The organism is Rhodopseudomonas sp. BR0C11, from assembly GCF_010820945.1.
In the GTDB taxonomy this organism is placed as follows: Bacteria; Pseudomonadota; Alphaproteobacteria; order Rhizobiales; family Xanthobacteraceae; genus Rhodopseudomonas; species Rhodopseudomonas palustris_H.
In genome coordinates, this window is the sequence record NZ_QTKI01000240.1 from 1 (window position 1) to 7372 (window position 7372).

The following is a 7372-nucleotide window of genomic DNA, read 5'->3' on the forward strand; positions in this document are numbered from 1 at the left end:
GGATCTGGCCTTTGCCAAGCGTCCGAAGTCCTCATCCTGAGGAGCCCGGCCTCGCCGGGCGTCTCGAAGGATGAGGAGCCACATCGCCTGCGGCGCATGGTTCGAGACGGCGCTTTGCGCCTCCTCACCATGAGGTTCTGCAAGCTGCGACCGCTAGGAAGTGCGGTCCTGATTCCGTCAAAAGCAGAGATGCTCTAAGTGCGCTCAATACGCCTTGAACTGATTGCCGCTAAAGCCGCTAAATGCGTCGACGTCGGGCGCGCTGAAGCTGGCGGCTTCCGGCTGCAGGACGGCGCGCGGCGGAAAGCGATCCTCGCGCGGCGGGAATGCCGGGCCATGCGTCGCGGTCACGGTGGCGGCGGTGTCGCCGAGCGCGCGGCCGGTGTCCAGGCTGATGAAATGCTGCTGGGAACACGCCAGACAGAACACCGGCTCATAGCTCGGCCGATCCCCGCCGACCACCTCGTCGGCAAGCCAGGTCTGAGTCATCAGACCATTCTGCGGGCATCGGTAAACCAGAAGCTTGGCCATGGTTGAATGTTGCCATGGCCTCGCGTGCCCTCCTTGACTCAGGTCAAGAGGCCGCTGCGGTGTATCGCCGCGACGGCTTTGTCATCAGGGCGTCACACGGTAACAGCGCAGTTGTTGCGTATTTTCAACACGATCTCGCCACACCCGGACAACTCCTACCCGCGTTACTACGAGGGAGGGCGAATGGCCGGCGGGGCGATTAGTTGGCGCGCCGCCGGGAGAAATACGAGATCAAAACCGGCAGGGTGATGAGAATCACCCCCGGCGCCAGCATCATGCCGGTGACCACTACGATCGCCAACGGCTTCTGCACCTGCGAGCCGATTCCGGTCGACATCGCCGCCGGCAGCAGGCCGACGCCGGCGATCACGCAGGTCATCAGCACCGGCCGGAGCTGCAGCTCACCGGTGCGGACCACGGCGCGCAGGCGGTCGAGCCCCTGGTCGATCAACTGATTGTACTGCGACAGGATGATGATGCCGTCCATCACCGCAATACCGAACAGCGCGATGAAACCGATCGCCGCCGACACGCTGAACGGGATGCCGCTGACCAGCAGACCCATCACGCCGCCGAAGATCGCCATCGGGATCACGCTCATCGCCAGCAGCGTGTCGGTGAGCGAGCCGAAATTGAAGAACAGCAGCGCGCCGATCAGCGCCAGACTGATCGGGACCACGATCGACAGCCGCTTGATCGCGTCCTGCAAATTGCCGAATTCGCCAACCCATTCCATCCGCGAGCCCGGCGGCAACTGGACCTGGGCGTTGACCTTTTCCTGGGCCTCGCGGATCGCGCTGCCGAGATCGCGCTCGCGCACCGAGAACTTGATCGGCAGGTAGCGCTCCTGGTCCTCGCGATAGATGTAGGCGGCGCCGGACACCAGCTGGATGTCGGCGAGCTCGCTGAGCGGAATCTGGGTGATGCCGTTCGGCCCCTGCACGCCGATCCGCAGATTGTGGATCGCCTCGGCGCTCTTGCGATACTCCGGCGCCAGCCGGACGATGATCGGGAAATGCCGGTCGCTGCCCGGCTCGTACAAATCACCGGCAGTGTCGCCGCCGATCGCCACCTTGATGGTGGCGTTGATGTCGCCGGGCGTCAGCCCGTAGCGCGCGGCGCGAGCCCGGTTGACGTCGATCTGGATCGTCGGCTGGCCGAGCGAGGTGAACACCGCGAGGTCCTGCACGCCCTGCACCGTCGATAGCACCGCTTTGATCTTGTTGGCGGTGTCGGTCAGCGCCTGCAGGTCGTTGCCGTACAGCTTGATCGAGTTCTCGCCCTTCACGCCGGACACGGCTTCGGAGACGTTGTCCTGCAGATATTGCGAGAAGTTGAACTCGACGCCCGGGAATTTCGCCTGCAGCTGCTTCAGCATCCGCGCGGTCAGCTCGTCCTTGTCGTGGCTGCCGGGCCATTGCGAGGCGGGCTTCAGCGGCGCGAAGAACTCGGCGTTGAAGAAGCCGGCAGCGTCGGTTCCGTCGTCGGGCCGGCCATGCTGCGACACCACCGACTCGACCTCGGGGAAGCTGGCGATCAGCTTGCGCATGTCGTTGACGTAGCCGTTGCCCTCGGTGAGCGAAATCGTCGGCGGCAACGTGGCGCGGATCCAGAGGTTGCCCTCTTCCAGCTTCGGCAGGAATTCGAGCCCCAGAAACCGGGTGGCGATCAGGGTGGTCAGCACCAGGCCCGCCGCGCCGGCCATCACCACCGGCCGGTTCTTCACCGCCCAGCCGAGCCACGGGGTGTAGACCTTGTGCAGCATCCGCATCAGCCAGGTCTCGGTCTCCTGGACGTGGTGCGGCAGGATGATGGCGCTCAGCGCCGGCGTCACCGTGAAGGTCGCCAGCAGGCCGCCGGCGAGCGCGTAGGCGTAGGTCCGGGCCATCGGGCCGAAGATGTTTCCTTCGACGCCGGACAGCGTGAACAGCGGCAGGAACGCCGCGATGATGATCGCCGCGGCGAAGAAGATCGAGCGCGACACGTCCGCGGCGGCGGAGCGGATCGCGTGCTTCTTCATCCCCATGATGGTGTCGGCGGAGATCTGGCTGCGCTCTTCGGGCGACAGCACGGTTGTGTGCGAGAGGCGCCTGAAGATGGCCTCGACCATGATCACGGTGGCGTCGACGATCAACCCGAAGTCGATCGCGCCGACCGACAGCAGGTTGGCGGACTCCCCCCGTAACACCAGGATGATCACCGCAAAGAACAGCGCGAACGGAATCGTCGCGCCGACGATCAGCGCGCTGCGCAGGTCGCCGAGGAAGATCCACTGCAGAAGCACGATCAGCAGAATGCCGACCACCATGTTGTGCAGTACGGTGTGGGTGGTGGTGTCGATCAGGTCCTTGCGGTCGTAGATCCGCTCGATCCTCACGCCGGGCGGCAGCAGGCCCGAGGCGTTGATCTTGGTGACCGCCTGCTCCACCCGCGCGATCGTCGGCGAGCTCTGCTCGCCGCGCCGCATCAGCACGATGCCCTGGACGATGTCGTCGTCGTTGTTGATGCCGGCGATGCCGAGCCGCGGCTTCTCGGCGACGTTGACCTTGGCGACGTCCTTGACCAGCACCGGATTGCCGTTGTTCGACGCCACCATCGTATTGGCGAGATCGTCGAGCGAACGGATCAGGCCGACGCCGCGCACCACCGCGGATTGCGCGCCGATGTCGACGGTGTTGCCGCCGACATTGATGTTGGAGTTGGAGACCGCCTGCAGCACCTGCGGCAGCGTCAGGCCGTAGGCGATCAGCTTGTTGAAATCGACCTGGACCTCGTAGGTCTTGGTCTTGCCGCCCCAGCCGGTAACGTCGATCACGCCCGGGATGGCCCGGAAGCGGCGCTGCAGCACCCAGTCCTGCAACGTCTTCAAATCGAGCACGCTGTAGCCGGGCGGACCGACCAGCCGATAACGGAAGATTTCGCCGATCGGGCTGAGCGGCGAGATACCGGGCTGGACGTTGCCCGGCAACGGCGGCAGCTGTGACAGCCGGTTGAGGACCTGCTGCAGCGCCTCCTGATATGTGTAGTCGAACGAGAACTGCAGTTTGACGTCGGACAGGCCGTACAGCGAGATTGTCCGGATCGTCTTTAGGTTCTTGATGCCGGCGACCTGGGTCTCGATCGGAATCGTAATGTAGCGCTCGATCTCCTCCGCCGAGAGCCCGGGGCTCTGGGTGACGATGTCGACCATCGGCGGCGTCGGATCGGGATAGGCTTCGATATTGAGATGTTCGAACGCGGCGACACCGCCTGCCAGCACCAGCAAGAACAGCGCGAGCATCAGGAAACGGCGGTTGACCGCGAGTTCGACGAGGCGACCCATGCGGATCGGACCTTTCAGGGCAGGCGGAGGCTGTGAGGCGCTGGTCCGGCGGTTATGTCGATCAATGCCGCAGGCCGTTCAGAAGAACAAGCGACCGCAGGCTGAGGGCGGGAGCGCCGGCGGCGGGACCGCGCGGCGACGGTCATGTGCAGACCGGAGTTACCCGGTGGCGGCCCGATCGATGAACAGGCTGCCGCGGGTGATGACCTTTTCGCCCGGGCGCAGATTGCCGGTGACTTCGACCAGGTCACCGGCCGACAGGCCCGGCTTCACCGTGCGCAGCTCGATCGAGCGGTCGTCATGCGCGACCCAGACACGAACCTGGTCGCCTTCGTAGATCAGCGCTTGGCGCGGCACGCCGACGGCCGGATGATCGGACGGCGAGTAGATCGTGACGTTGGCGAACATTTCCGGCTTCAGCAGCCCGCCGGGATTGTCGATCGTGGCGCGCACCGTCAGCCGGCGGGTGGTCGGATCGATCGCCGCGGCGACGTAGTCGATCCGGCCGGTCAGCGTACGACCCGGCAGCGCCAGTACCTTGAAGCTGATGTCCTGGCCTTCGGCGACATCGGCAGCTTCGCTTTCGCGAACGAAGGCGGTCAGCCACACCGTCGAGAGATCGCCGATCATATAGACGGGATCGCTGGAGCCGGAGTTGACGTACTGGCCCGGACCGACCTTGCGCTGCACCACGGTGCCGGCGATCGGCGCCACGATGGTGGTCTCGGGATTGATATTGCCCTTGTCCTGGAAGGCCGAGATCGCGGACTCGCTGAGGCCGAGAATGCGCAGCTGGTTACGTGCGGCTTCGAGCGCCGTGGTGGCCGACTGGAAATCGTTCTGCGCGGTGACCAGCGTCGCCTGGGCCTGCTGATAGTCCTTCAGCGGCACCGCCTTGCCCTCGAACAGATCGCGGGCGCGCTTGTCCTGAAGCTGCGCCAGATCGAGCTGCGACTTCGCCTTGTTGAGCGCGGTCGAGGCGGTGATGAAATCGTTCTGAGCCTGGACGGTGTCGGGCGCTTCGATCGAAAACAGCGGCTGGCCCTTGGTGACGTGGTCGCCGGGGCGCGCCAGCAGCTTGGTCACCCGGCCCGCATAGGGCGAGAACACCGGGGTGGCGCGGTCTTCGTCGATCGCGATCTTGCCTTCGGTGACGTGCTCGGCGCGGAAGCTGCGGTCGCTCACCGGCTCGATCGTCAGGCTGGCCCATTCGGCCGGGGTCGGGGTGTAGCGGTCGGCACTGCGGCGCGACTGGCTGGAAATATCGGTGTGGCCGCGACCGGGCTGCTTGAACTGAGCCAACTCGTAACCGCCCACGGCAACGCCGGCCGCAACGCACGCAGCCGCGATCCACCAAGTGCGCCGAAGACGCAAATTTCGAAGAAAATGTTCGCGCATGCCCTGCCTGAGCTCCGGCTTGATCGCCGCGTTGCCTCCCTGACGGCTGATAATGCCCGAATCGTGGCCAGCGCAAAGTGAAAACGGCAAAAATGCGCTTAGCAGCGAATGATGACACCAGCGCGTCAGCCGCCGACCGAGACGCGCGCCTCAATCGGCAGGCTTACGAATTCCATCCTGAACGGCACATTAACCGGTGGAACCGGCGACCGGAGGCCTTAACCGCGGGCCGGCCAGGCCGCCGGATCGGTCCCCAGCGGCACCGCCGGACGGGCCCAGGCGGCCGGCGTGGCGCTGAGAACCGCAGAATGCCGGACCGCCTGCAGCGTCCCGAAGCCGGATTGGACGCGTTCGAGATACGGCGCCGCCGCTTCCTGGCCGATTTCGGATGTGGCGAGACCGTGCGGCAGCCGCCCCATCTCCCACAGCCATTTGCCGGTGCGGGCGAGCGACACCTGCACGTGCCAACTTCCGCCCTCGCGCGCCTGGCGGGCCTTGGCGATCATCGCCCCGAACGCCATCAGGTAGCCGGTCGCATGGTCGAGGATCTGCATCGGCAATTCCTTCGGTCCGGCGACACCGGCCGCCTGCCCTTCGGCATGGTTGAAGCCGGTGGCGCATTGCACCAGGGAGTCGAAACCGCGCCGCTCCGCCCACGGACCCGAGCGTCCATAAGCGGAAAGTGACACGTAAACGATGCCGGGATTGATCGCGGCCGCTTCCTCAGGCGAGAAGCCGAGCGCGGCGAGAGAGCGCGGACGATAGCCCTGGCTGAAGATGTCCGCTTCGGTGAGCAGGTCGCGTAGCGCGGCGTGGCCCTCCTGCGTGGTCAGGTCGGCGAAGCTCGACAGCTTGCCGCGGCCGGTGTCGATCACCAGCCAGGGGATCGACGGCAGCCGAGGGCTCGACACCAGCATCACGTCGGCGCCATGCGCCGCCAGCGTCCGGCCTGCGACCGGGCCGGCGATCACCCGCGACAGATCGAGCACGCGCAGACCGGAGAGCGGCCGGCTGCCTTCCGGCCACGGCTTCGGCGCAGCCTCGCCGATCTTGCTGATCTCCACCAGCGGCAGCGCATCGAGCGCGGCAGCCTGCGGCAGCGCCTGCCATTCCTCACGCGAACGCATCAGCGCCACCACGCCGCCGGCCTCATAAGCAGCGGTCTCGAACGCTTCGCCCTGCCACTGCAGCAGCGCGGCCTGCACCGCGTCGCGAACCGGCTCGCAGGCGAGCACCCGGCAGACCGCGTCGCGATGGTGCGGAAAGTTGGTGTGCAGCCGGACGTAACGGCCGCCGTTCACCTGATACACGCCGGCGAGCGGATCCCAAGCGGGCGGCGGCGGTTCGTCGTTCTTGCGCAAGTAGCGCTCGGAGCGGCACTCGATCGCGGCATGGCGGATGTCGACGCTGACGCCCTGCGCCTGCCCGCTCCGCATCGCCCAGATCTCCGCCGCCGCCAGCCCGCTCGCCGCAATCGCCACCTGCGCCGCGGCGTCGACGCGAAACGACGACGGCAGTTGCGGCTCGTCGCCGGAGAGCGTCACGCGTTCCAACGCGGCAGCATCAGCGCCGACGGAGGTCCAGAGATCAGCAAGCAGATCACGGGGAGATTGCATACGCCTTGCCTCCCGGCTCTCATCGGAGCCGCCTTGGTGACGGCGCACGGCTAAGTCGGTCCGCGCGCCGCGCGTTGACGACGATCCGCATAGGCCGGCCCGGCGACCTCGCGCAAGAGGCCACGAAACCAGACCAGCAGCGGATCGCCATGACGCAGATGCGACCACACTAGCGTCATCGGCAACTCGATCTTGGTGAACGGCGGCGGTTTGACGACCAGATCGAAGGCGCCGGCAAAGCGCCGGGCCAACGCGCGGGAGATCGTCGTCACCATGTCGGTCGCGGCGACGGTCGCCAGCGCCGCGGTGAAATGCGGCGTGACCAGCGCGACCCGGCGGCTCACCCCCGCGGCCGCCAGGATTCCGTCGAGCTCCGAGCGACCGTCGTCGAGCAGCGCGATGCCGACGTGGTCGACGTCGGCATAGTCGCCGATCCGCCAGGTGCGTTTGGCTTTCGGATGGCCGCGCCGCATCACCAGCGCGAGGCGGTCGGCGGCGATCGGCA

The 7372-nt window shown here is 66.4% G+C and carries 5 protein-coding genes; all 5 read right to left on the reverse strand.

Going from position 1 to position 7372, the window contains the following annotated elements; all coding sequences use genetic code 11:
• Positions 1-204: 204 nt before the first annotated feature.
• Positions 205-489 (reverse strand): hypothetical protein, encoded by a 285-nt coding sequence (locus DYI24_RS17330; protein WP_234822346.1) that lies wholly within the window; start codon positions 487-489, stop codon positions 205-207.
• Between the two features lie 241 nt (positions 490-730).
• Positions 731-3853 carry an efflux RND transporter permease subunit gene (locus DYI24_RS17335; protein ID WP_107354968.1) on the reverse strand — a complete coding sequence of 1041 codons (3123 nt, stop codon included), beginning with the start codon at positions 3851-3853 and terminating at the stop codon, positions 731-733.
• Positions 3854-4012: 159 nt separating this feature from the next.
• On the reverse strand, positions 4013-5251 hold the full coding sequence (locus DYI24_RS17340) for an efflux RND transporter periplasmic adaptor subunit (protein ID WP_164573184.1): 1239 nt from the start codon (positions 5249-5251) through the stop codon (positions 4013-4015).
• A gap of 218 nt (positions 5252-5469) precedes the next feature.
• Positions 5470-6867 (reverse strand): CoA transferase, encoded by a 1398-nt coding sequence (locus DYI24_RS17345; protein WP_164573185.1) that lies wholly within the window; start codon positions 6865-6867, stop codon positions 5470-5472.
• Between the two features lie 50 nt (positions 6868-6917).
• A partial coding sequence (locus tag DYI24_RS17350; protein WP_246701284.1) for a LysR substrate-binding domain-containing protein occupies positions 6918-7372 on the reverse strand: 455 nt, incomplete at its 5' end.